The sequence below is a fragment of the Solwaraspora sp. WMMA2059 genome, assembly GCF_027497315.1.
GTDB lineage: Bacteria > Actinomycetota > Actinomycetes > Mycobacteriales > Micromonosporaceae > Micromonospora_E.
Genome location: NZ_CP114908.1, coordinates 3,784,482 through 3,807,314, shown reverse-complemented (window position 1 = coordinate 3,807,314; position 22,833 = coordinate 3,784,482). Strand labels below are relative to the sequence as shown.

The window sequence follows — 22,833 nt, the reverse complement described above, 5'->3', positions numbered from 1 at the left end:
TCGGTCGGGTCGGTCCGTGGTCCGGCTCACCAGCCGCCCTCCGGCGCCGGCCAGAGCCAGACGTCGGTGACCCGCTGCGGCGGGCCGAGCAGTTCGGTGGTCGCGGTCAGCAGCGCCTCGGCGTCGACCGGGAACTTCGCCCCGTGCACCCGGTCGGCGAGCACCACCGCCTCGGCATCCCAGTACCGCAGGTCGGCGCGGGCGGCGGCCCGGTCGGCGTCGGTGATCGGCGGCACCACGCCGGTGCGGGCGACCTCGTGCAGCAGCCCGTCGGTGGCCCGGGGGACCGGTCCGATCCGGCCCCGGCCGTCCGGTCCGCCGGGGCCGAGGAAGAAGCCGGACGGGATGGCGAACTCGCCCTGCCGGTGCGCGAACGCGTACGCCTGCCAACGTTGACCGTCGGGTAGCACATCGAGGGTGAACGGTACCGGGGCGAGCACCCTGCCCTGGCTGACGTGGTCACGCCAGGCACCCGAGGTGATGAAGTCCGGGATCGGCTCCCGTTCGATGGTGAGCAGACTGGCCGGGGTCAGCGGCAGCAGCGCCGCGACGAACGCCGCGGCCCACCACCGGCCGTACCGCGCCTGCCCGCCGGCCCGACGGGTGAGCAGCAGGCTCAGCGTCAGCGCCAGCAGGATGCCGATGACCGGGGTGACCACCATGGCCAGCCGGGCCGGCAGCGCGGCGTTGAACACCGGAGCGCCGGCCAGCGGGGCGTACGGCAGCGGGATGTCGGTGATCGTCCCGCCGATCTTCAGCCGGGGGCCGAGGGAGAGCACCGCGAACACGGCGGCGGTGACGGCGAGGGCCCGCAGCGTCGCTCGCCGACCGGGATCGGCGGCCCGCCAGAGCAGCACCAGGCAGCCGACGGTCAACATCAGCAGCGGTACGCCGAAGAAGCTGTTCTCCTCGGTCTCGTTCGGCGCCAGCCCGGTGCCCAGCCCGGCGACACCGGCCAGCGAGCGTTCCGGGAACGCCCCGTAGGCGAGGAGGTCCTCGCTGTGCACCCGGGCGTCGAAACCGGTGCCGTGGAACACCTGCGGGCCGAAGAAGTGCAACCACAACGGGTACGCCAACAGTGCGGTCGCCACGACCGCGGTGAGCGCCAGGCCGCGCAGCAGTCGGGGGAGCGCGTCGCGGACCTCGGCGGCGCGGCTGCGGTCCAGCGCCCAGACGCCGAGGAACACGCCGCAGGCCAGGGCGGTGAAGAACAGGCCCTCGGCGGCGATCGAGAAGGCCGCCGCGACGGCTACGCCGAGGATCAGGCCGTTGCGCACCCAGCCGCCCCGGCCCAGCGGCCGGGCCCCGGGGCGCCCACGCAGCGCGAGGACCCGCCAGACGATGATCGGCACCAGCCAGCCGGCGGTCCAGTTCAGGTGGGCGTTGGCGTGCGACACCATGGCCGGCGCGAAGCCGCAGAACAGTCCGCCGACGGCGGCCGCCAGCCGGGACGGCACGAACGGAGCGCCGTCGTCGCCGGTGGGTAGCCGGGACAGCAGCCAGTACCAGGTGAAGCCGGTGCCGGCCAGGTTGAGGGTGAGGATCACCAGGAATGTCGCCGGTGGCCCGATCAGGAAGGTCAGCGGCGCGAACAGCACCGCGTACACGGTGATCGAGGTGTTGACCGCGAGATTCACCCCGTCGGGGGCGTTGAGCAGGTACGTGAACAGCGGGTTCTCGCCGTGGGTCAGCGCGTAGGCGCCGTAGCCGAGCAGCCACTCGAACAGCGCCTGGTCGCTGGAGTTGACGGTGATCGCCCGGCTGTCCGGACCGGCCCACAGCCCGCTGGTGACCCAGCCGGCGAGGACCACCGCGACCACCGCGACGACCAGGTCGGCGCGCCAGCGGGCCGGGCCGCCGGCCCGGCCCCTCAACCGGCCGCTGGTCACCGGCCGGGTGGTCGCGGCGCTGTCGGGCAGTGGGGACGGAGCGGTCGGCACCGGCGGAGAGTACCAATTTCGCCCGACACGCCCGTGCCGTACCTAGGCTTGACGAAGTTATTGGAAATGACTTCCAATGTACGCGTACCTGTTGAGTTGTTTGGGAGAGATCCACGGTGAAGATCTGTTTTGTCGGTAAGGGTGGCAGTGGCAAGACCACCCTGGCGGCCCTGTTCGCCCGCCACCTCGCAGCCACCCCGGTCGGCCCCGACGACGGCCCGCCGCCGCTGCTCGCGGTCGACGCCGACATCAACCAGCATCTCGCCGCGGCCCTCGGCGCCAGCGACGACGAGGCGGTGCTGCTACCGGCGTTGGGCGACCACCTGGCCGACATCAAGGAGTATCTGCGCGGCGACAATCCCCGGATCGGCTCGGCCGCAGCGATGGTCAAGACCACCCCGCCCGGGCGAGGCTCGCGGCTGCTCACCGTCGCCGGGGCCAACCCGATCTACGACGCGCTGGTCCGCGAGGTGGCTGGTATCCGGCTCGCCGTCACCGGGCCGTTCGCCACCGACGATCTCGGCGTCGCCTGCTACCACTCCAAGGTCGGCGCGGTGGAACTGCTGCTCAACCACCTGGTCGACGGTGCCGGTGAGTACGTGGTCGTCGACATGACCGCCGGGGCCGACTCGTTCGCCTCCGGGCTGTTCACCCGGTTCGACGCCACCTTCCTGGTCTGCGAGCCCACGGTGCGCAGCGTCGGGGTCTACCGGCAGTACGTCGGCTACGCCCGCGACTACGGCGTCCGGGTGCACGTCGTCGGCAACAAGATCGACGACGAGTCGGACGTGGACTTCCTGCGCGAGCACGTCGGCGCGGATCTGCTGACCTGGATCGGGCGGTCGGCCTTCGTCAAGGCGGCCGAGCGGGGCCGGCACCAGCCGATCACCGCGATGGAGCCGGCGAACCGTGACGCTCTGGACATGATGCGCACAACCGTCGATGCTTGTGGCAAGGACTGGGCCAACTACACCCGGCAGGCGGTGGAGTTCCACCTACGCAACGCCGCCGCCTGGGCCAACGACCGGGTCGGCGAGAACCTCGCCGACCAGGTCGACCCGGAGTTCGTACTCGGACCAGACCTGCTGGTCCGCTGACCGTAGCGTGAGGAGAAAGCATGTCCCTCGACGTACCTGCCGCCCTGCTGGAGCGGGCCGAATCCGGCCGGGTCGACGACGCCGAATTCGTCGACTGCGTACGCCAGTCCCTGCCGTACGCCTGGTCGGTGGTGTCCCAGGTGGCCACCGAGGCCCAGGGTGGCACGGCCGAGTTCGCCGACCACGCGGTGCCGCCACCCAGCGAGGCCGAGCGTGGCCAACTGCTGCGGGCGCTGGCCAGCGACGCGATCCGGGGCGGCCTGGAGCGGCACTTCGGCGTCAAGTTCGCCTTCCAGAACTGCCACCGGGTGGCCGCCTTCAAACTGTCCGCCGTCGGCGGCGAGACCTATCAGGAGTTCATCTCCCCGGTGGCCCAGCTGCGCAACCAGTCACCCGAGCTGCGTGACTGCTGAGCCGACCATCTCGACGGCGGCCGGCGACCTGAACCAGCCAGCGGTGGACCTGTTCCTGCTGGCGGCACATGGTCTGCCGGCCACCGTCGGCTACGCGCGCGCCGCCGAGGCAGCCGGCCTCGGCGGCGTGTGGCTTGCCGAACACCACTTCGTCTCGTACGGGCAGTGCCCGTCCGCCACCACCCTGGCCGGCTACCTGCTCGGCGCCACCCGTCGGATCGCCGTCGGCACCGCGGCGGCCGTGCTGTCCAACCGGCATCCGGTCGCGCTCGCCGAGGAAGCAGTCCTGCTTGACACGGTCTCCGCCGGCCGGTTCCGGCTCGGGGTCGCCCGTGGCGGCCCCTGGGTGGACCTGGAGGTCTACGGCACCGGCCTGGACCGGTACCGGGACGGCTTCGCCGAATCGCTGGATCTGCTGAGCCGCTGGCTCTCCGGCGCGGCGACGGTCGGCGCCGACGGTCAGTTCTTCACGTTCCGCGATGTGCCGGTGGTGCCGCGACCGGCCCGCCCGATGCCGATCTGGATTGCGGCGACCTCGCCGGCGACGGTCGACCTCGCCGCCAGCCGCGGACTTGCCCTGCTGCTCGGGGTGCACGACGACGACGCGGCGAAGGCCGCCACGCTGGCCCGGTACGCGGACGTCGCCGCCGCCAACGGGCACGACCCGGCCATCGTGCCGCACGCCTCGGTGCATCTGATCGGGCTCGCCGACTCCCGGGCCGCCGCCGAGCGGGTGCTCCGCCGGACCCTGCCACCGTGGCTGGCCACCACCCGCGAGTACGTCCGGATCGACGGCTCGGCGCCGGCCCACCGGGACCTCGACGCCTACGCCGAGCACCTGCTGCGAATCCACCCACTGGGCAGCGCGGCCGAGTGCGCCGCGCGGCTTGCCGCCAGCGCGGCGACCATCGGCGCCCACCGGCTGGTGCTGATGGTCGAGGGCGCCGGTCCGGCTGCCACCGGCGACCTGATCACGGCCATCGGCACCGACCTGCTCCCGGCGCTGCCCTGACCGGTCTGGACGCCACCCGGCGCGGGGTCACCCCTGCGTCAGGGCGGCGTGCAGCGCGTCCGGCAGGTCCGGGTACCGGTAGGTGAACCCGGCCTCGGTCAGCGCCCCGGGCAACACCCGGGAGGAGCGCAGCGCCTCGGTGGCGAACTCGCCCAGCGCCACGTGCAACGCGAACGCGGGGACCGGCAGCACCGCCGGTCGGTGCACCGCCGACCCGAGCGCCTTGCCGAACGCCGCGTTGGTCACCGGCGCCGGCCCGACCACGTTGACCGGGCCGGAGATGTCATCGTGATCGAGCAGGAAGGTCACCGCCCGCAGCCAGTCCTGCATGGCGATCCACGGCACCCACTGCCGCCCACTGCCGAGCTTGCCGCCCAGCCCGAGCCGGAACGGCAGCAGCTGCGGCTTGAGCAGGCCGCCGTCACGGTGCAACGGCAGACCGGTGCGTAGCCGGACCACCCGTACGCCGGCGTTCTCGGCCGGCCCGGTGGACGCCTCCCAGACCCGCGCCACGTCGGCCAGGAAACCCTCACCGGCCGGGGCGTTCTCCTCGACCGGCTGGTCGCCGGTGTCGCCGTACCAGCCGACCGCTGACGAGTTCAGCAGCACCGCCGGCCGGTCCGCTGCCGCGAGACCGGACATCGCGGTGGCCAGCGTGGTGGTGCTGTCCACCCGGCTGGACCGGATCAACGCCTTGTAGCCGTCGGTCCAGCGTTTGTCGCCGACCCCGGCACCGGCCAGGTTGATCACCGCGTCGATGCCGGTGAACACCGCCGGGTCGAGCTGCCCGGCCGACGGCGACCAGCTGAACTCCGCCGGCCCGCGCGCCGGCCGGCGGACCAGTTGTACGGTCTCGTGTCCGCAGCTGTGCAGGTGGTCGGTCAGTCTGGTGCCGAGGAAGCCGGACGCGCCGGCCAACAGGATGCGCATGCGGACATCTTCGCTGATCGCGGTGGTGCCGGCTGCGGACCACCGCCATTGGGTGCAAAACGGCGGGTGGGTGCCGGCCGGGATCGGCCGGCACCCACCGCTACGGCAACCGGGGTCGCTCTGTCGTGGAACGCCGTCAGGACAGGCCGAGCTCGCCTTCGAACGCGCCGGCCTCCAGCCGCTCCTTGACCGCGCTGAGGAACCGGGCGGCGTCCGCGCCGTCGACCAGCCGGTGGTCGTAGGACAGCGCCAGGAAGACCATCGACCGGGGTGCGATGATCTCGCCGAGCTCCGGGTCGTCGACCACCGCGGCGCGTTTCACCACCGCTCCGGTGCCGAGGATGGCGGCCTGCGGCAACGGCACGATCGGGGTGTCGAACAGCGCCCCACGGCTGCCGGTGTTGGTCAGCGTGAAGGTGGCACCGGACAACTCGTCGGGCCCGATCTTGTTGGTCCGGGTCCGCTCCGCCACGTCGGCGATCCGCCGCGCCAGCCCACCGAGGTTGAGATCGCCAGCGTCGCGGATCACCGGCACCAGCAGACCCCGCTCGGTGTCCACCGCTACGCCGAGGTGCTCCCCGTCGGGGTAGGTGATCGTGCCGGCCTGCATGTCGATGGAGGCGTTGACCACCGGGTAGGTGCGCAGTGCCTCCACCGCCGCCAGCGCGAAGAACGGCAGGAACGACAGTTTGACGCCGTGCTTGGCCTGGAAGTCGCCCTTGACCCGGGCCCGCAACCGGGCGATCTTGGTCACGTCGACCTCGACGACCGTGGTCAGTTGGGCCGAGCTCTGCAGGGACTCGTGCATCCGCTTGGCGATGACCGTCCGGGTCCGGCTCATCTTCTCGGTCCGGCCCCGCAGCGGGCTGGGTTGCGCCTTGGCCGCCGTCGGTGCCGTAGCCGGTGCCGCCGGCTTGGCCTGTTCGGCCTTGGCCCGCTCGGCTGCGGCCCGCGCCTGTTCGGCCGCGGTCAGCACGTCCTGTTTGCGGATCCGCCCGCCGACCCCGGTGCCGCGCACCGAGGCCAGGTCGACCCCCTGCTCGGCGGCGAGCTTGCGGACCAGCGGGGTGACGTAACCGCCGGCACCGTTGGCGCTGGCCGGTGGGGCCGCTGGAGCGGTCTGCTGTGCCGGCGGTGCCGGCGGTGCGGCCTGCGCTGGCGAGGCGGACTCGGTGGCCGGGGCCGGGCTGGCGTACGAGGCACCCGGCTGGGCCGGCGCGGGAGCGGCCGGCTCCGATTGTGCCGCCGGCTGCGGCTGGGCGGGGTCGGCCTGCGGCGCGGTGGCCGGCTCCGGTGCGGCGGCCGGCTCCGGTGCCGCCGGAGCCGAGGCCCCGCCGGGGCTGCCGACCAGTGCCAGTTCGGCACCGACGTCGGCGGTGTCGTCCTCCGGCACCTTGATCTCCAGCAGCGTCCCCGCGACCGGCGACGGGATCTCAGTGTCGACCTTGTCGGTGGAGACCTCCAGCAGCGGTTCGTCGACCTCCACGGCGTCACCGACCTGCTTGAGCCAGCGGGTTACGGTGCCCTCGGTGACGCTTTCGCCGAGAGCCGGCATCCGGACCGCAGTGGCGTCGCCACCAGACGTCGGCGGCGGGCCGTCCGCCGGCTGGGCCGGCTCCGGCGCTGCGGCCGGCTCCGGCTCCGCAGGCTGTTCCTGCGGCGCGCTCGCAGCGGGGGCGGTCCGCCCACCGTCGTCCTGCTGCCCGTCGTCCTCCTGACCACCGGAGATGACCGCGAGTTCGCTGCCCACCTCGGCGGTCTCGTCCTCGCTCACCACGATCCGGGTGAGCACCCCGGCCGCAGGCGACGGGATCTCGGTGTCGACCTTGTCGGTGGAGACCTCCAGCAGCGGTTCGTCGACCTCGACCCGGTCGCCTTCCTGCTTCAACCAGCGGGTGACGGTGCCCTCGGTGACGCTCTCGCCGAGCCGGGGCATGGTGACCGATACCGGCATATCTACAAGACTCCTCTAGTCAGGCGTGTGCGTGCAGCGGCTTGCCGGCCAGGGCCAGGTGGGCCTCGCCCAGCGCCTCGCCCTGGGTCGGGTGGGCGTGTACGAGTGGTGCGACGTCGGCCGGGTCGGCCTCCCAGTTGTAGATCAACTGTGCCTCGCCGATCAGCTCGCCGACCCGGGCACCGACCAGGTGCAGTCCCACGACCGGGCCGTCGACGACCCGGACGAGCTTGACGAAGCCGGTGGTCTTGAGGATCTGGCTCTTGCCGTTGCCGCCGAGGTTGTAGTTGTAGGTCTTGACCTTGTCGGCCCCGTACTGCTCCTTGGCCTTCGCCTCGGTCAGCCCGACCGAGGCGAGCTCCGGGTCCGAGTAGGTGACCCGGGGGATACCGCTCTCGTCGACCACCGCCGGGCTGCGGCCGGCGATCTCCTCGGCGACGAAGATGCCCTGCTGGAAACCGCGGTGGGCCAGCTGCAGGCCGGGTACGATGTCGCCCACGGCGTAGACGTTCGGCAGATTGGTCCGCAGCCGCTCGTCGGTCAGCACGAAGCCACGGTCCATCTTCAGACCCTGCTCCTCGTATCCGAGGTCGGCGGTGACCGGCCCACGCCCGACGGCGACCAGCAGCAGCTCGGCCTCCAGGGTCTCACCGCCGGCGATCGTCATCCGGACGCCGGACTCGGTGCGTTCGACCTTCTCGAACGGCTTGCCGGTCTTGAACCCGATGCCGCGCTTGCGGAATGCCCGCTCCAGTGCCTTGGACGACTCCTCGTCCTCGGCGGCGACCAGCCGGGGCAGCGCCTCGACGATGGTCACGTCGACGCCGAAGGAGCGCCAGACGCTGGCGAACTCGACACCGATCACCCCGCCGCCGAGCACGATCGCCGACGACGGCACCCGGTCCAGCTCCAGCGCGTGCTCGCTGGTCAGAATCCGCTCGCCGTCGACCTCGATGCCGGGCAGGCTCCGCGAGTAGGACCCGGTGGCCAGGATCACGTTGCGGCCGGTGTACCGGGCTCCGTCGACCTCGACGGTGTCCGGGCCGACCAGCCGGCCGGTGCCCGCCACGTAGGTGATCTTCGAAGACTTGATCATGCCCTGCAGGCCCTTGTACAGCCGGCCGACCACGCCGTCCTTGTAACTGTTCACCCCGGCCATGTCGATGCCGACCAGGTCCGCCTTGACACCGAACTGCTCGGACTCGCGTGCGTTGTCGGCCACTTCGGCGGCGTGCAGCAGCGCCTTGGTGGGGATGCAGCCACGGTGCAGGCAGGTGCCACCGACCTTGTCCTTCTCGATCAGGGCTACCGACAGATCGAGTTGTACGGCGCGCAGGGCAGCCGCGTAGCCTCCACTACCGCCGCCGAGGATGACCAGGTCGAAGGTCCCGCCGTTCGGCTCACTCACAGTTCACTCCCAGGTCACGTCGCTGCACAGGAGGGCCGTCCCCTGCGTCGTCCCATGGAACGGGCAGACTTTCCCCGGTCATCTTGTCACTTGTAGTGTCTGAACGCTCAACGAGGTGCCCAAGGACACGTGGTCGCAACGTAGGCTTGCCCTGTCCGTCTATGCGCGCGGGCGTCGGACAGCCGGGCCCGGCCCGACCGCACCAGGCCGCCCGGCCGGCACCCGCGCGGTCTTTGTCAGCTGGGGGAGGGGAACGCCGGTGGCGTGGTTTCGTCGGCGCAAGCAGTCGAGCGGGGCACCGGGAGGACGGCCGGCGAACCGGGCTGATCTCGACCATCTCGAGGAGTTCGTCCGCAGCCGCCGCGGGGTCGAGGCGTTCATCGAGCCTCGGACCACGGTTACCGAGACGACGGTGATGCTCATCGCGTACGACGGTGAGTGGACCCGTCGGCGGGTCGACGGTCCGGAAACCGCCCGTCGCTTCGCGCACAAGATGGCCATCCCGATCTACGACGTGGCGCTGGTCGGCTACCCGCAGCGGATGCGGGACTTCAACGAACGGCGCAAGCGGGCCGACCGGGCCGACCGGGGCTGACGTCCCCGCGTGGGTCGGGTGCCGGCCGGCACCGACCCACGCGGGGACGTTACGGGTCAGCCGTTGGCCGCGATGTCCTGCACCAGGTGCACCAGCGTGCGCACCGGTACGCCGGTGCCACCCTTGCTCCAGTAGCCGAACGGCTCGCCGGCGTGGTAGGCCGGGCCGGCGACGTCGAGGTGCGCCCAGGCGACCCCCTCGCTGACGAACTCGCGGAGGAACACCCCGCCCTGCAGCATGTGGCCGGCCCGGTCCATCGCCGAGTTCACCTGGCAGATGTCCGCCACCTCCGACTCCATGCCCTTGCGGACGTCGTCGGGCAGCGGCATCGGCCAGGCCGGCTCACCCACCGCGTCCCCGCCGGCCCGTACCCGGGCACACAGCTCGTCGCTGCCCATCACCCCGGCCATCCGCTTGCCCAGCGCGACCACCTGCCCGCCGGTCAGCGTCGAGGTCTCCAGCAGGTAGTCGCAGCCGTCCGCGCAGGCCCGGGCCATCGCGTCGGCGAGCACCATCCGGCCCTCGGCGTCGGTGTTGAGCACCTCCACCCGCTTGCCGTCGAACATGGTCACCACATCGCCGGGCCGGTACGCGGTACCCGACGGCATGTTCTCCGCCATCGGCAGGTACGCGGTGACCGGCACCGACGGCCGTAGCGCGGCGATCGCCAGCATCGCCGCCCCGACGGCGGCCGCACCGGCCATGTCCGACTTCATCTCCCACATGCCCTGCGCCGGCTTGATCGACACGCCGCCGGTGTCGAAGGTGATGCCCTTGCCGACCAGCGCGACCCGTGGGGCGTCCGGGGCCGCCTCCGGCGGGGTATAGGAGACGATCACCAGCCGGGGCGGTGCGGCCGAGCCGCCGCCCACGGCGAGGATCCCGCCGTAGCCCCCGTCGATCAGCGCCTGCTCGTCCAGCACCTGCACGGTCAGCCCGGCAGCGACCGCCGTGTCCCGTACCGAATCGGCGAACGCCGGTGGCCGCAGCTCGTTCGGCGGGGTGTTCACCCAGTCTCGGCAGGCGATCACCGCCGCGGCGACCGCCTCCGCCCGGGCCACCTCGGCCTGCACCGCGGGGTCGGCGGCGTCGGTGACGTGCAGGGCGATCGAGGCGACCGGTGCTCGTCGGCCCGGCTGCGGCCGGGTCTTGTAACCGGCGAACCGGTAGCTACCGAGCAGCGCGCCCTCGGCGACCGCGCGCAGTGCCGCCGGCCCGTCCGCGTCATCCGGGACCGGCAACGCCACGGCGACCCGCGAGGTGCCGGCGAGTGCCCGTACCGCCGCGCCGGTCGCTCGGCGCAGCGTCTCCGGGGCGGGCGCCGCGCCGGTCGGCTCCGGACCCAGCCCGACCGCGACCAGCAGCGGCGGCCCGACCGTACCGAGCGTGGCCAGCTTGATCACTTCGCCGGCGGCGCCGGTGGCGCCGAGCAGACTGAGGGCCTCGGTCAGTCGACCCTCGAACGCGACCGCGATGCTCTCCGCCCCGGTCGCCAGCAACAGGGCGGGCGTCGTGCCCGGCGTGCCGTCCGCCGCCGCCTGGTCTGCGTCCGGCTGGTCCTGACTGTGTACGCCGATCACCAGCGCGTCGACGGCCAGCTCAGCGGGGTCGGTGTCGACCAGGTCCAGGGTTGTGGTGGTTGATGTCACTCGGCGTCTCCGGCAGCTGGGCCGGTCGGCTTGTGGCGACCGGCGGGTTGGTCTCCGGCGCAACTTGCTCCGCCGGACGGGGTGGTGCCCCGCCGATGCTAGCCACCTGCGGGTCCGCCGGTAAGTTGCCTCCCATGACCGAGGTGACCATGACCGGGGACGGCGCGCCGCGCAGATCCCCGCTGCACGACCGGCACGTCGCGCTCGGCGCGAAGTTCGCGGCCTTCGGCGGCTGGCAGATGCCGCTGGAGTACGCCGGCGGCGGCGTGCTGCGCGAGCACGAGGCGGTGCGTGACGCCGTCGGCGTGTTCGACGTGTCGCACCTCGGCAAGGCCCGGGTCACCGGACCCGGCGCGGCGGCGTTCGTCAACACCTGCCTCAGCAACGACCTGGACCGGATCGCCGCCGGTTCGGCCCAGTACACGCTCTGCTGTGACGACGCCACCGGCGGCGTCGTCGACGACATCATCGCCTACCGGTACGCCGACGACCACGTGTTCCTGGTACCCAACGCGGCGAACACCGGCGAGGTGGTCGGCCGGCTGCGGGCGGCGGCGCCCGGCGGGGTCACGGTTACCGACGAGCACACCGGGTACGCCGTACTGGCGGTGCAGGGACCGGCCTCGGCCGGACTCCTCGCCGATCTGGGGCTGCCCACCGGGCATCCGTACATGAGCTTCGTCGCCGGTCGGCTGGCCGGCACCGAACTGGTCGTCTGCCGCACCGGGTACACCGGCGAGCACGGCTACGAACTGGTGGTGCCGGCCGAGGCGGCGGGCCGGGTGTGGGACCTGCTGCTGGCCGCCGAGACACCGATCGCCGCGCGGGCCTGTGGGCTGGGCGCTCGGGACACGCTGCGCACCGAGATGGGGTACGCGCTGCACGGCCAGGACCTGACGGTGGCGGTCACCCCGGTGCAGGCCCGGCTCGGCTGGGCGGTCGGCTGGCGCAAACCGGACTTCTGGGGTCGGACCACACTGCTGGCGGAAAAAGCAGCCGGGCCGGCCCGGCTGCTGCGCGGTCTGCAGGCCGTGCAGCGGGCCATCCCGCGACCCGGCATGGCCGTGCTGCTCGACGGAGCGCAGGTCGGTGCGGTGACCAGCGGTACCTTCTCGCCGACCCGCAGGGCAGGTGTCGGCCTGGCTCTGCTGGACACCGCTGCGGTGCCGACCGACGGTGTCGAGGTGCAGGTTGACGTGCGCGGCCGACACGCGCCGATGCGGGTGGTGACCCCGCCGTTCGTACCGTCGTCGGTGCGTTGACTGCCCGCTGCGCTGACGGCGTCCCGGCTCAGCGCCCGACCGGACCGCTCACCGCCCGGTCGGGCCCCGGTCGCCCTGATCGAGTACCGACTCGGTCCAACCACCCTCCACCATTCGGTCGCCGCTGATCAGCGCCCAGTCGACCACGTCCGCGGCGTCCACCTCGACCGGGCTGCCGACCCGTACGGTCGGGTCGCAGACCGCGTCGACCGTGCTGGCCGCGTGGATCCGGCCGGGATGCGGCCAGCCGGTGACGTTGGCCCATACGTACTCGTGGCCGTCCGGCGCGGTGAGACCGTACTTGACCAGCAGTTGACCGCCGAGCGCGCGGGCGAGGTACCGGGCCCGGACCTCGCCCAGCGACCGGCGGGCGGTGGTGATCGCCTGTGCCATCGCGTCGCTGCGCCGGGCGTAGTGGATCTCCGGCTGCCCGGCGCCGAAGAGCTCGCCGCAGACCTGGGTGAAATAGTCCCCGGCGTCGCTGTCGGCGACCTGCGGCGGCGGGCGGAGGGTGAGGAAGGAGTCGGCCTCCGGATCGGTCGACGGGTCCAGCACGATCCGCAGCAGCGCCGAACCCGCCGAATCGTGCCGGTCCTGGTTGCCGTACGCGACGGCGATGTCGTGGCCGGACACCGGCAAATTCACCGGCAACTGGACGAAGGCCGGCGGCTCCGGTTCAGCCAGGGCCTCGGTCCAGATCCGCAGCAGCCGGCGGGCGGTCCCGGTCATGATCGCCCCCCAGGCCCGGACGAACCTCGGCGGCACCTGCTGCGCCTGCAGCTCCAGCAGCCCGAACCGACGCAGCCCTTTCGTGGTGAACCAGAGCCCGTCGTCGTCGGGGGAGTAGGGCACCAGGATCCAGTCGACCAGGCGGATCCGGCCGTCGGCGTCGGGCAGCGACCGCAACGCACCCGCCGGGTCGAGGAACTGCAGCCCGAACAGGTCGATCAGGTCGACGTCGAGGGCGTCGGCCAGCGCCGCGCCGACCGCCCGCGCGGCCCACTCATGCGCCGGCGGCCAACCCGGCCGGTAGTTGGCCTGGACCACGACACAACGCTGTGCGGTGCGGAGTCGGGCCAGCTGACCGCCGGTTGCCCCGAACGCGGCCAGCAGATCCGGCGGCAGCTCCGGCAGCCGGTCGACCGGGCGGGTCTGCACGGTCATCAGCGGACTGCCGAGCATCTGTCGGGTCAGGTCGCGCACCGGTCGGGGCAGCCGGTCACCGAGCCAGTCCACCGCGTCCAGCGCCTCCGGTACAGCCGCGTCCGGCGGTACCACCGGGACCAGGTACGTGGCGGCCAGCGACTCCGGGACCGGCACTGGCAGCAGCAGGTCGTCCGAACTGGCGGCCATAGGTGCTCCCTGCTCCCCGGGTCGTGCGTCGCTGGCGAGGTGAACGCTACCCGGCACCGGACCCGTGGCGGCCGAGGTTGCCGATCGCCGTGGCCCGTTGCCGACGGCCGGTCGGGGTGCGGCCGGCACCGCCGGTCACCTGACACCGGGTCACCGCACGGTTACCAGGCCCAGGTAGACGGCGGTGGTGGTGAATTCGACCCCGGCACCCAGCACATCGCCGGTGATCCCGCCGAACCGGCGTACCAGATGGCGCAGCCAGGTCTGCCACAGCAGCACGGCGCCCAGCACCACCAGCGGCCCCTGCCAGGGTCGGCCGGGTACGGCGGCGACCGCCACGGCGGCGACCAGGACCGTGCCGGCCGCCAGCAGCGGCCACCGCTGGGTGCCGGCCACCAGCGCGCCGAGCCCGTCCGGTCGGGCGGCCGGCACGGCCTGGCGGCAGGCCCAGGTGACCGCGAGGCGGCCTGCCGCGACCGCGGTGGCGACCGCCGCCAGCACCGCCGGCCACGACCGTCCGGCCGGTAGCGAACCGAGCGACGCCGTCTGCGCCAGCAGCACGACGACCAGGGCCACCACGCCGAACGGGCCGATGTCCGGCCGGCGCATCACCGCCAGCGCGCCGTCGGCGGGCCGGTGCGAGCCGAGCGCGTCGACGGTGTCGGCCAGTCCGTCCAGGTGCAGCCCTCGGGTCGACGCCGCAGCCAGGCCCGTCACCACCGCAGCGGCGACCAGCGCCGGGGTTCCGGCGGCCGAGAGCGCGAGCAGGGTCGTTGCCAGAAGTACGCCGAGACCGAGGCCGACCACCGGGGCGACCGCCATCGCCGCGGCCGCCGCCGGTCGGTGCACCGGACCGGGCCGCAGCGGAAACACGGTGAAGGTGGTGACGGCGAGCCGGACGCCGGCGGACACCGCATGTCCCGGACCGGTGGGCGGTCCGGCGGTCACCGCACCGGGTCGGCGGCGGCCGGTCCGGCGGCCGCCGGACCGGGACCGGCCGGCTCCGGTTCGGCGAACGTCGGGTGTTCGCCGAGCGTGTCGGCCAGGGCGAGCGTCGAACGCAGCAGCGGCAACGCGGCCAGCGCGGTGGCGCCCTCACCCAGGTCGAGCCGCAGATCCAGAAGCGGGGTCAGGCCGAGTACGTCCGCCGCGTGCCGAACGGTCGGCTGCCGGCCGTGGTCGGGCAGCAGGCACCAGTGCCGGGTCTGGCCGGCGAGATCCCGGCTGACCAGCGCGGCGGCCACCCCGACCGGGCCGTCCAGCAGCACCGGGATCCGGTTGGCGGTCGCGCCGAGCAGCACCCCGGTGGCCACCGCGACGTCCCCGCCGGCGTACTCCGCCAGCACCTCCCGGGCACCACGGGTGCCGCGCCGGGTGCGGTGCAGCGCGTCGCGTACGGCGGCGCACCGCGACATCCACGCGGCGTCGTCGACCTTTCCGCCCGCTGCGGACACCCGGCCGAGCAGCGCCGCCGGTTCCGCCCCGGTGGTCGCCGCGACGACGGCGGCCGCTGCGGCGGCACCGCCCGCGCCGCAGGCGGCGATGACGATCGCCGCCACGCCGGCCCGGCCGGCCCGCTGCGCCACCTCCCACCCGGTTGCCAAGGCGCTGTTCACCTCGTCGGGGGTGAGCGCCGGCTGATGTTCGATCGGGGCGGCGACGGGGGCGGCAACGACGTCGACGACCGCACCGGCGGTGGCGGCCAGCCGCGCCAGCGCCCCGTGGCCGGCGCGGGCCTGGTCGGCCCGGCGCGCCGAGTCCTGCGGGCTGTCGCCGGCGGCGACTCCACCTTCGTGGTCGCCGTGGACCAGCACCACCTGGACCTGGTCCCACGGTTGCGGGCTGGTCGCGTCCTGCGTACCGGCGGCGAAGCCGATGACGTTCTCGAGCGCACCGAACCCGGCTCCGGGCAGGTCCAGCTGGCCCAGCCGGGCGATGCCGGCGGTCCGGGTCTTCTCCGCCGGCATCGGCAGGGTCATCCCGGGGGCGATCTGTGCCGCCGCGCCGGACCCATTGGTCGCGGCCGGCTCCGGCCCGGCTTGCGACTGCGGCTCCGGGCTGGTCACCGTGGCGGTCGCGGCCGGACCGGTCGACTTGAGCTGCACCGGTTGTCCGGCCACGACCAGCACTACCGCGTCGGACACCTCGGCCAGCAGTTGGTTGGTTGAGCCGAGCGCGTCCGCGAACGCCCGCCCGACCGGTGTGGACGGCACCAACGCCAGCCCTACCTCCGGGCTGACCAGCACCAACCGGGCCGGGCAGGACCGCACCGCAGCACAGAGCTCAGCGATGGTGGCCCGGTCGTCGGCTGGTTGCCGGGTCGGATCGAGCAGCGCGGCGACCCAACCGCCCAGGTCGTCGACGAGCAGCGTCTCATCCGCGCGGGCCGACGAGATCGCCTCGATCAGCCGGCCCGGATCCCCGGTGGCCTCGTCGGTGTGCCAGTCGGCCGGCCGGCGGGCCCGGTGCGCCCCGATCCGGGCGAGCCACTCGGCGTCGGACGGATCGGCCGCACCCGTCGCCACGTAACGCACCATCGGATCACCGGTGATCAGGGACTCGGCGAAGTCGGACTTGCCGGACCGGATTCCACCGAGTACAAGAATGGACTGCCACCCGCCAACGGACATGCCAGTACCTTACGGCGGGCGCGGCCGGCCGTGACCTGCCGGGGCGGTGCCGGCCGTGCTCCGGTGAGGTGGGATGTCACCGGCCGCGGCTAGGCTTGCGGCGTCCATCGCCGAGGGGAGCAGCACATGCCATGGAGTTGGCGGTACGTGGACGCGGAAGGTCAGCCCACGCAGGGGCCGGCCGAGACGTTCGGCACCCAGGCCGACGCCGAGTCCTGGATCGGCCAGGCCTGGCGGGAGTTGGCCGCGGCAGGCGTCGCCTCGGTCGAGCTGTTGGAGGACGACCGCACCGAGTACCGGATGAGTCTGCTGCCGGCAGGCAAGTGAGATGCGGCCGGTGCCGTCCGACGGACCGTCGGGTGGCCTGCGGGCCGGTCGGCCGACGACGAGCTGGCGGCCCAGTCCGGTCTTCCTCGTCCTGGTCGCACTGGTGGCCGGCAGTGGCGCACTCGCCTGGTCGGGTGAGCGGTACGCCCGGGTGGCCGTCTTCGTGCTGGTGGTCAGCGGCTGGTTGGTCTCGCTCTGCCTGCACGAGTACGCGCACGCGCTGGTTGCCTACCGGTTCGGTGACCGCAGCGTGGCGCGCCGCGGCTATCTGACGCTCAACCCGTTCCGGTACACCCATCCGCTGCTGTCCGTCGCGTTGCCGGTGCTGGTGGTCCTGCTCGGCGGGATCGGCCTGCCCGGCGGCGCGGTCTGGGTGGACCGGCACCGGATCGCGGGCCGCGTCCGGCACACCCTGGTGAGCCTCGCCGGCCCGGCGGTCAACGTGTCTCTCGCGGTGGTGCTCGCGGTGCCGTTCCTCGCCGGTGTGAATCCGGGCACCCGCCAGGAGTTCTGGGCGGGGATCGCCCTGCTGGGCTTCCTGCAGTTGACCGCCAGTGTGCTCAACCTGCTGCCGGTCCCCGGACTGGACGGCGGCAACATGGTCCAACCGTGGCTGCCACCGGCCTGGCAGCGCGGTTACCAGGTGCTCGCGCCGTTCGGCTTCATCGGCCTGTTCGCGTTGCTGTGGGACGACCAGATCGGCGGCGCGTTCTTCCGGGCCGTGTTCTGGTTGGGCGACATGTTCGGGCTGCCCGCGCCGCTCTACGGCTACGGGTTGGCGCTGATCCGTTTCTGGTCCTGACGGCTGCCCGGCGTGGCGGCGGTCCATTAGCGCCGGGCCGGGTGCGTGCACCTACGACGCGTCATGCCGCTGCGGCTCCGCCCGCAGCGGCATGACCTCGCACGGGGCCGGCTACGGCCGACTGGCCGGGCTGACGGTCCTGCCCGGGTCCCGCTCGACGATCGGCTCCAGGATCTCGTCGATGGCCTTCATCAGGCCACCGTCCAGTTGGACCCCGCTGGCCTTGACGTTGTCCCGCACCTGCTCGGGCCGGGTGGCACCAATGATGGCCGACGACACGTTGGGGTTCTGCAGCACCCAGGCGAGGGCCAGCTGGGCCATCGACAGGCCGGCCTGCTCGGCCAGTGGCTTGAGCTGCGCCACGGTGCTCAGCGTCTGGTCGGTCATGAACCGGGCGATGAACGTTGCGCCCCCGGACTGGTCGGTGGCCCGGGAGCCGGCCGGCGGTGGCTGACCAGGCTGGTACTTGCCGGTGAGCACACCCTGACCCAGTGGCGAGAAGACGATCTGCCCGACGCCGAGTTCCTCGCTGGCCGGGATCACCTCAGCCTCGATGACCCGCCACAGCATCGAGTACTGCGGCTGGTTGGACACCAGTGGGATCTTCAGCTCACGGGCCAGCGCGTGACCCTGACGGATCTGCGAGGCGTTCCACTCCGAGACCCCGATGTAGTGGGCCTTGCCGGAATGCACGATGTCGGCGAAGGCCTCCATCGTCTCCTCCAACGGCGTGGCGTAGTCGAACCGGTGCGCCTGGTAAAGGTCGACGTAGTCGGTCTGCAGCCGGCGCAGCGAGCCGTTGATCGACTCCATGATGTGCTTGCGGGACAGTCCCCGGTCGTTGCGCCCCTCGCCGGTCGGCCAGAAGACCTTGGTCAGGATCTCCAGCCCTTCCCGGCGTTCGCCACGCAGCGCTCGGCCGAGCACCTCCTCGGCCCGGGTGCCGGCGTACGTGTCGGCGGTGTCGAAGGTAGTGATGCCGACGTCCAGCGCGGCGCGCACGCAGGCGTTGGCTGCCTCTTCCTCCACCTGCGATCCGTGGGTGATCCAGTTTCCGTAGGAGATCTCGCTGACGAGCATGCCGGAGCGGCCTAGGTGTCGGAATTCCATGCCCCAACCCTAGTCGTCGGTCGGCCCGCCGGGGGGGTCGGCATGAGCTTACGTACAGCGGTAAATCGATCTCGCGATGGTGCCGACGGACCGGTTGTCCGGTACGGGCGCCGCGTACCGCCGCGTCACAGCAGCGGTTTGGTGTCGGCCAGCAGCCGGTCGATCTCGTCCATCACGTCCGCGCGGCTGGGCAGCACCGGGTCGATCAGCGGTTCCCCGCGCCGGTCCAACGCCCCCCAGTGTCCGTTGGGGGCCGCGACCAGGAACGCCACCGGATGGATCGCCATCGCCGGATGCACCGGTGGTACGACCATGCGTCCGGACCGGTCGACCACGCCCTTGCGCCCACCCGAGTCGATGATCGCCAAACCCTCGTCGGTGAAGCCGTCGATGTAGCGGCCGTCGGTGAGTGCGGTCGGGAAGCCGCCGAACCGGGGCGGGAGCAGCATCCGGCCGGTCTTGTCGACCGCGCCCCAGCCCCCGCGCCGGACCACCGCGACGCCGCGCCGGAACGGGCGTACGTCCTCGAAGCCGGTCCCGATCACCACGGTGTTGTTCCGGTCGATGGCGATCCAGCTGCCGGTGCCGTCGGCGGTGACCCAGGCGAGTCCGTCGGAGAACGAGCCGACCCCGATGTAGCCGGCGGTTGGCGCGATCACCGTCGTCCCCGACTCGTCGATCAGCTCCCACCACTTGGCCTCCGGCCGGCGGACCCAGGCCACCCCCTCGTGGAACGGCTGGACGTCGGCGTAGCCGGGAGCGATCACCAGCTCGCCGTCGACCCCCGCGTACCCCCATTGCTGGGCCCGGTCGTTGAAGGTCGGTCGCGGCGGACGGTGCAGCCGCAGGATCTCCTCCCGGTCCCGGGGGTACGGCCCCCAACCGTTCTCGGCGACCTTGGCGAACACCGCGTCCAGCGCGAGTTCGGTACGCGCGATCAGGTCCGGATCCTCGACCTTGCGCAGCTCCAGCGCACGTTCAAAGTGGTTGCACGCCTCCATGTAGCGGCCCTGGTCGTAGCAGGACCGGCCGGCATGTTCGTGCATCGTGGCCCGGAGCCGGTCGGGTAGCTCGGCCGAGTTGGCCTCCTCGAACAACCGGTCCGCCTCGGCGAAGTCACCCCGCCACTGCAGCACGTGCGCCAGCCGTGCCTGGGCGATCGCGACCCGGCGTAGCTCCCCGGTCGCCTCGGCGTGCGCCAGCGCCAGTTTGGCGTCGGCCAGTGCCTTGCCGAGGTCGCCGAGGATCCGGGAGACGACCGCCCGCAGGCTCAACAGCCGGGCCCGGGTGGCGTTGTCGGTCGCCGGTTCGATCTTCTCGGTGAGCCGGTCCCGGATGGCCCGGAACTCGTCGGGATTGTCCACCAGCTCACGCAGCGTCTCGTGGTGGAAACGCCAGTGGTACGACGACAGCATCTGTTCGGGGTCGCTGAGCTGGGGCTCGGTCTCGTCCGGTGCGGTCTCGGGATCCGGTGCCGGGTCGGGTTCGTCGGCCGGCTGGTCCGGCTGTACGAGCGGGGCCAGCATAGTGGGTGCGCCGAGCGCCGTTGCCGAACCGGCGGCGGTCCCGGTGACCGGTAGGACGGTGTCCGGACTGGCCGGCGGCCCGGTAGGGCCGGAGCCGCCATCGTTGTCGTCCGGGGCGGTACCGGTCGGATCGTCGGTTGGTCCGGCAGCAGGGTCGGTGTCGACCGGGTCGGTGTCGACCGGGTCGGTGTCGACCGGGTCGGTACCGGCTGGGTCGGTGTCGGCCGGGCCGCTATTGAGCTGGTCGGGCAGCGGAGCCGGTCCACCGTCGCTGTCCGCAGTGGTGGAGGTTTCCGCAGCGGGCGCTGCGTCCGGCCGTACCAGCGCGGCGGCCGGTGACACCGAAAGGTCCGACTGGAGTGGGGCCTCCGCCGGGACCTCGGCTGGGGCCTCCGCCGGGACTGGGACCGAGGCGTCGGACGGAACCCGACCGGACGGTGCGGCGGTGGGGAAGACCGGCGTCGGCGGAGCAGCCATGGGCACCGTCGGGGAGGCTTGCGCCGGTCGCGGCGGTGCTGGCTGGTCTGGCTGCGGGCGCACGATGTACGGCGGCGGGGCGTGCCGCGGCTCGGCCTTGGCGCGCACCACGTACTCCGGTGTGGCGGCATCCTCCCCTCGGGGGACCGGCCGGATCTGCGGGTGCTCGCCGGTCGGCGTCTGCACCCGGAACTCCGGGGGCGGCCCGGCCGGGGCGGAGACCGGAATCGGCAGTTGTTCGCCGGTCTGACCCGGAACCGGTCGGTGGATCCGGCCGTCGGTGACCGCCCCTGCCGTGGGCATCCGACCCGGCGGTGGCGGGACCGCGCCGGAGACCTGACCCTCCGGGGACGCTGTCGGACGCTCCGGGGCGACCGGAGCGGCTGGCCGGGGCCGTGCCGCCGGAGACGTGGGTGCCAGCGTCGGAGTGGGCGTCGGCGGAGGCGCCTGGGCGGCGGGCTTGACCCGGTACACCTCGTCCGGCCCCGGCTGCCGGGCGTGTTGGCGGGCGGCCGCCGGGCGATCCGGTGCCGGTGTCGGCGGTGCCGTCGGTGGTGCGGGTGCCGTCGGTGGTGCGGGTGCCGTCGGTGGTGGCGCATGCCACCGCTGCGGGGTGCGGCGCGGGTCGGCGTCCGAGGGCTGCTGTCCGTCCCGGCGAGGGCCGTCCGGTGGGCCTGCCCGGTGGTGCTGGTCCCACCGGGACACCGGGCCGTCCGGCCGCACCGGCGGCCGTTGGTCACGAGGCTGCGGCCGGTCCCGGTCGAACGGCTCAGCCGGTTGCCATTGGGGCCGCTCCCGCTCGGCGGGTGGACCACCACGGCGTCGCTCCGGTGGGTGCGGGCGCTCATGGAAGACAGCGTCCGGATGCCGGCGGCGTTGGTGGAACACGTCGTCGGGATGCTGCCGACGGCCGGTCCCGTCGGTGTGGGACGGCTGCTGCTGGCCGCCCTCGGCGAACCAGCCAGCGGCTCCGGCGGCTTCCGGCCCAGGTCCGTTCGGGCGTGGCGCCTCGCGGTGACCGTCCCGCCGGGCCCGGTCGGCGTCAAACTGCGGCCTGCGGGCCGGGGGCTGGTCTGTCCGGTCGCCGACAGGTGCCCGCCCGGATCCGGAACCGGACTGGTAGACGTTGGCTCGCCCACGGCTGACACCGCGGCTGGTCGGCTCCCGTCGGACCGACCGACCCGCGCCGTTGTCGCCGGGGTAGCGCTGACCCGGCAGCGGCACCCATTCGCTGGTCGGATCGGTGACCCAGCCCGGTTCCTGCGGCCGGTGATCCCGCGCCCGGCGCATCGCTTCCCACCGGTCGTCGTCGTCCCAGCTGACGTCACGATGTCCGTCGGCCGAACGGTCCGGTGCGCCGTCGTCTTCCCACTGCCAAGATTGCCAACGACGGTCGAAGTACCCCTCGGTCACGCCGGCACCTCGCCGCGGGTGTCGTTACGGGCGGCCCGCCGGGCAGGCGAGAACCGTGTCAGCGGTCCGTGTGGCTCGCTCACGGCGTGTCACCTCGTCGAATACTCGCTGAGCGACCGTGGCAACCCGATCGGGTCCCCCCGGCCCAGTGGCGGCGTGGTTGCGGATGGAGGGTAGCCGCGCGGGCTCGGTCGACGCCACCGAACCGCCCGTACTGAATCGAAACAGTGTCTTTTCCGCCCTCGCCGAGGCGCTCCGGCTGCTCGGGTGCCGTAGCCCGTCCAGCGCCCGCCGGGCCGGTCAGATCTTGTCGCCGAGCTCCACCCGGGGGATCGGGGTGCGCATCCGGCGGAACGTCATCGCGCGCATGATGGCGTAGAAGTACAGGCCGCCCATCCGCTGGTCCGACTTGGGGAACCGCTCCCGGACCAGTTTACGAATCCGGCGGGAGATCAACACCGAGTCGAGGACCACCAGCACCGCCAGCGTCACCCAGAGCAGATTCGACGCCAACTGCACCACCGGTGGCATCGTCGGCCCGGACCCGATCAACACGAGCAACGCCCCGCCGAAGAACCAGGTGCCGACCGTACGCCGGGAATCCACCACGTCGCGGGCGAGCCCCCGCTCCGGGGCCCGGTCGCGGGGCCCGCCCTCGCGGCGGAACTCCTCCGAGATCGCCGCCCGCCTGGCCCGCCGCTGCTCGCGGGCCTCCTGCTTGGTCAGCGGCTTGGTGCTGCCCGCCGGTCGGCGGCCGGCACCCGGCCGCTTCGGGGTGACCACGCCGAGTTCCTTCTTGCTCGGCGTGTGGCTGCGGGCACGGGCGGACCCGGCCTCGTCCTGCGACGGGGGAACATCGTCCTCCGGCAGGTCGGCCTCCACGACATCGGCGGACTTGCGGCGAAACAGCGACGGCACGCGTGAAGGGTAGCCAA

At 72.9% G+C, this 22,833-nt stretch carries 18 protein-coding genes; 7 read left to right on the top strand and 11 right to left on the bottom strand.

Annotated features, from left to right (window positions below; translation table 11 throughout):
- Positions 1-26: 26 nt before the first annotated feature.
- Entirely contained in the window at positions 27-1,889 is a 1,863-nt protein-coding gene (locus tag O7553_RS17315; protein ID WP_281555643.1) for a DUF2079 domain-containing protein, read from the bottom strand.
- 167 nt (positions 1,890-2,056) lie between these two features.
- Here O7553_RS17315 and O7553_RS17310 point away from each other — a divergent pair, with 167 nt between their 5' ends.
- From O7553_RS17310 to O7553_RS17300, 3 genes are read left to right on the top strand one after another with little or no spacing between them, the layout of a single operon-like run.
- Positions 2,057-3,037 carry an ATP-binding protein gene (locus O7553_RS17310; RefSeq protein ID WP_281550777.1) on the top strand — a complete coding sequence of 327 codons (981 nt, stop codon included), beginning with the start codon at positions 2,057-2,059 and terminating at the stop codon, positions 3,035-3,037.
- 20 nt (positions 3,038-3,057) lie between these two features.
- Positions 3,058-3,450 (top strand): SCO5389 family protein, encoded by a 393-nt coding sequence (locus tag O7553_RS17305; RefSeq protein WP_281550776.1) that lies wholly within the window; start codon positions 3,058-3,060, stop codon positions 3,448-3,450.
- Positions 3,440-4,462: an LLM class flavin-dependent oxidoreductase gene (locus O7553_RS17300; RefSeq protein ID WP_281550775.1), complete on the top strand. Its 1,023-nt coding sequence runs from the start codon at positions 3,440-3,442 to the stop codon at positions 4,460-4,462. The genes O7553_RS17305 and O7553_RS17300 overlap by 11 nt, the downstream gene beginning before the upstream one ends.
- A 27-nt stretch (positions 4,463-4,489) precedes the next feature.
- On the opposite strand, the gene O7553_RS17295 is transcribed toward O7553_RS17300, so the two are convergent.
- From O7553_RS17295 to lpdA, 3 genes are all read right to left on the bottom strand, one after another.
- Positions 4,490-5,392: a TIGR01777 family oxidoreductase gene (locus tag O7553_RS17295; protein ID WP_281550774.1), complete on the bottom strand. Its 903-nt coding sequence runs from the start codon at positions 5,390-5,392 to the stop codon at positions 4,490-4,492.
- Positions 5,393-5,528: 136 nt separating this feature from the next.
- Positions 5,529-7,346, bottom strand: coding sequence for a 2-oxoglutarate dehydrogenase, E2 component, dihydrolipoamide succinyltransferase (gene sucB, locus O7553_RS17290; protein WP_281550773.1), 1,818 nt, complete (start codon positions 7,344-7,346; stop codon positions 5,529-5,531).
- 19 nt (positions 7,347-7,365) lie between these two features.
- Positions 7,366-8,754, bottom strand: coding sequence for a dihydrolipoyl dehydrogenase (gene lpdA, locus O7553_RS17285; RefSeq protein ID WP_281550772.1), 1,389 nt, complete (start codon positions 8,752-8,754; stop codon positions 7,366-7,368).
- A gap of 259 nt (positions 8,755-9,013) precedes the next feature.
- Between lpdA and O7553_RS17280 the strand changes: the two genes are divergently transcribed.
- Positions 9,014-9,349 carry a hypothetical protein gene (locus tag O7553_RS17280; RefSeq protein ID WP_281550771.1) on the top strand — a complete coding sequence of 112 codons (336 nt, stop codon included), beginning with the start codon at positions 9,014-9,016 and terminating at the stop codon, positions 9,347-9,349.
- Between the two features lie 56 nt (positions 9,350-9,405).
- Here O7553_RS17280 and O7553_RS17275 read toward each other — a convergent pair whose 3' ends face one another.
- A complete protein-coding gene (locus O7553_RS17275) occupies positions 9,406-10,998 on the bottom strand; it encodes a leucyl aminopeptidase (protein ID WP_281550770.1) in 1,593 nt (530 codons plus the stop codon).
- 134 nt (positions 10,999-11,132) lie between these two features.
- On the opposite strand from O7553_RS17275, the gene gcvT reads away from it, so the two are divergent.
- Complete coding sequence (gene gcvT / locus O7553_RS17270; protein ID WP_281550769.1) at positions 11,133-12,260, top strand: glycine cleavage system aminomethyltransferase GcvT; 1,128 nt, start codon at positions 11,133-11,135, stop codon at positions 12,258-12,260.
- A gap of 48 nt (positions 12,261-12,308) precedes the next feature.
- Here the strand turns inward: gcvT and O7553_RS17265 are convergent, their stop codons facing one another.
- The 3 genes from O7553_RS17265 to O7553_RS17255 all read right to left on the bottom strand — a co-directional run bounded on the left by O7553_RS17265 (position 12,309) and on the right by O7553_RS17255 (position 16,243).
- Positions 12,309-13,613 (bottom strand): DUF2314 domain-containing protein, encoded by a 1,305-nt coding sequence (locus O7553_RS17265; RefSeq protein ID WP_281550768.1) that lies wholly within the window; start codon positions 13,611-13,613, stop codon positions 12,309-12,311.
- Between the two features lie 150 nt (positions 13,614-13,763).
- Entirely contained in the window at positions 13,764-14,525 is a 762-nt protein-coding gene (locus O7553_RS17260) for an adenosylcobinamide-GDP ribazoletransferase (protein WP_281550767.1), read from the bottom strand.
- Between the two features lie 32 nt (positions 14,526-14,557).
- Positions 14,558-16,243 carry a bifunctional adenosylcobinamide kinase/adenosylcobinamide-phosphate guanylyltransferase gene (locus tag O7553_RS17255; RefSeq protein ID WP_281550766.1) on the bottom strand — a complete coding sequence of 562 codons (1,686 nt, stop codon included), beginning with the start codon at positions 16,241-16,243 and terminating at the stop codon, positions 14,558-14,560.
- Between the two features lie 126 nt (positions 16,244-16,369).
- On the opposite strand from O7553_RS17255, the gene O7553_RS17250 reads away from it, so the two are divergent.
- Both O7553_RS17250 and O7553_RS17245 read left to right on the top strand, forming a co-directional pair.
- The gene (locus O7553_RS17250; protein ID WP_281550765.1) at positions 16,370-16,570 is read left to right on the top strand and encodes a hypothetical protein; all 201 of its coding nucleotides are present in this window, start codon (positions 16,370-16,372) and stop codon (positions 16,568-16,570) included.
- Positions 16,571-16,580: 10 nt separating this feature from the next.
- The gene (locus O7553_RS17245; protein ID WP_281550764.1) at positions 16,581-17,372 is read left to right on the top strand and encodes a site-2 protease family protein; all 792 of its coding nucleotides are present in this window, start codon (positions 16,581-16,583) and stop codon (positions 17,370-17,372) included.
- A gap of 111 nt (positions 17,373-17,483) precedes the next feature.
- On the opposite strand, the gene O7553_RS17240 is transcribed toward O7553_RS17245, so the two are convergent.
- The 3 genes from O7553_RS17240 to O7553_RS17230 form a co-directional block, all read right to left on the bottom strand.
- Positions 17,484-18,482: an aldo/keto reductase family protein gene (locus O7553_RS17240; RefSeq protein ID WP_278170376.1), complete on the bottom strand. Its 999-nt coding sequence runs from the start codon at positions 18,480-18,482 to the stop codon at positions 17,484-17,486.
- 125 nt (positions 18,483-18,607) lie between these two features.
- Complete coding sequence (locus O7553_RS17235; protein WP_281550763.1) at positions 18,608-21,898, bottom strand: WG repeat-containing protein; 3,291 nt, start codon at positions 21,896-21,898, stop codon at positions 18,608-18,610.
- A 300-nt stretch (positions 21,899-22,198) separates the two neighbouring features.
- On the bottom strand, positions 22,199-22,816 hold the full coding sequence (locus O7553_RS17230; protein ID WP_281550762.1) for a DUF3043 domain-containing protein: 618 nt from the start codon (positions 22,814-22,816) through the stop codon (positions 22,199-22,201).
- Positions 22,817-22,833 lie beyond the last annotated feature (17 nt).

Coding starts and splice junctions, on each gene's coding strand:
- O7553_RS17305 (WP_281550776.1), top strand. CDS start 3,058: ATGTCCCTCGACGTACCTGCCGCCCTGCTGGAGCGGGCCGAATCCGGC.
- O7553_RS17295 (WP_281550774.1), bottom strand. CDS start 5,392: ATGCGCATCCTGTTGGCCGGCGCGTCCGGCTTCCTCGGCACCAGACTG.
- sucB (WP_281550773.1), bottom strand. CDS start 7,346: ATGCCGGTATCGGTCACCATGCCCCGGCTCGGCGAGAGCGTCACCGAG.
- gcvT (WP_281550769.1), top strand. CDS start 11,133: ATGACCGAGGTGACCATGACCGGGGACGGCGCGCCGCGCAGATCCCCG.
- O7553_RS17265 (WP_281550768.1), bottom strand. CDS start 13,613: ATGGCCGCCAGTTCGGACGACCTGCTGCTGCCAGTGCCGGTCCCGGAG.
- O7553_RS17255 (WP_281550766.1), bottom strand. CDS start 16,243: ATGTCCGTTGGCGGGTGGCAGTCCATTCTTGTACTCGGTGGAATCCGG.
- O7553_RS17250 (WP_281550765.1), top strand. CDS start 16,370: ATGCCATGGAGTTGGCGGTACGTGGACGCGGAAGGTCAGCCCACGCAG.
- O7553_RS17240 (WP_278170376.1), bottom strand. CDS start 18,482: ATGGAATTCCGACACCTAGGCCGCTCCGGCATGCTCGTCAGCGAGATC.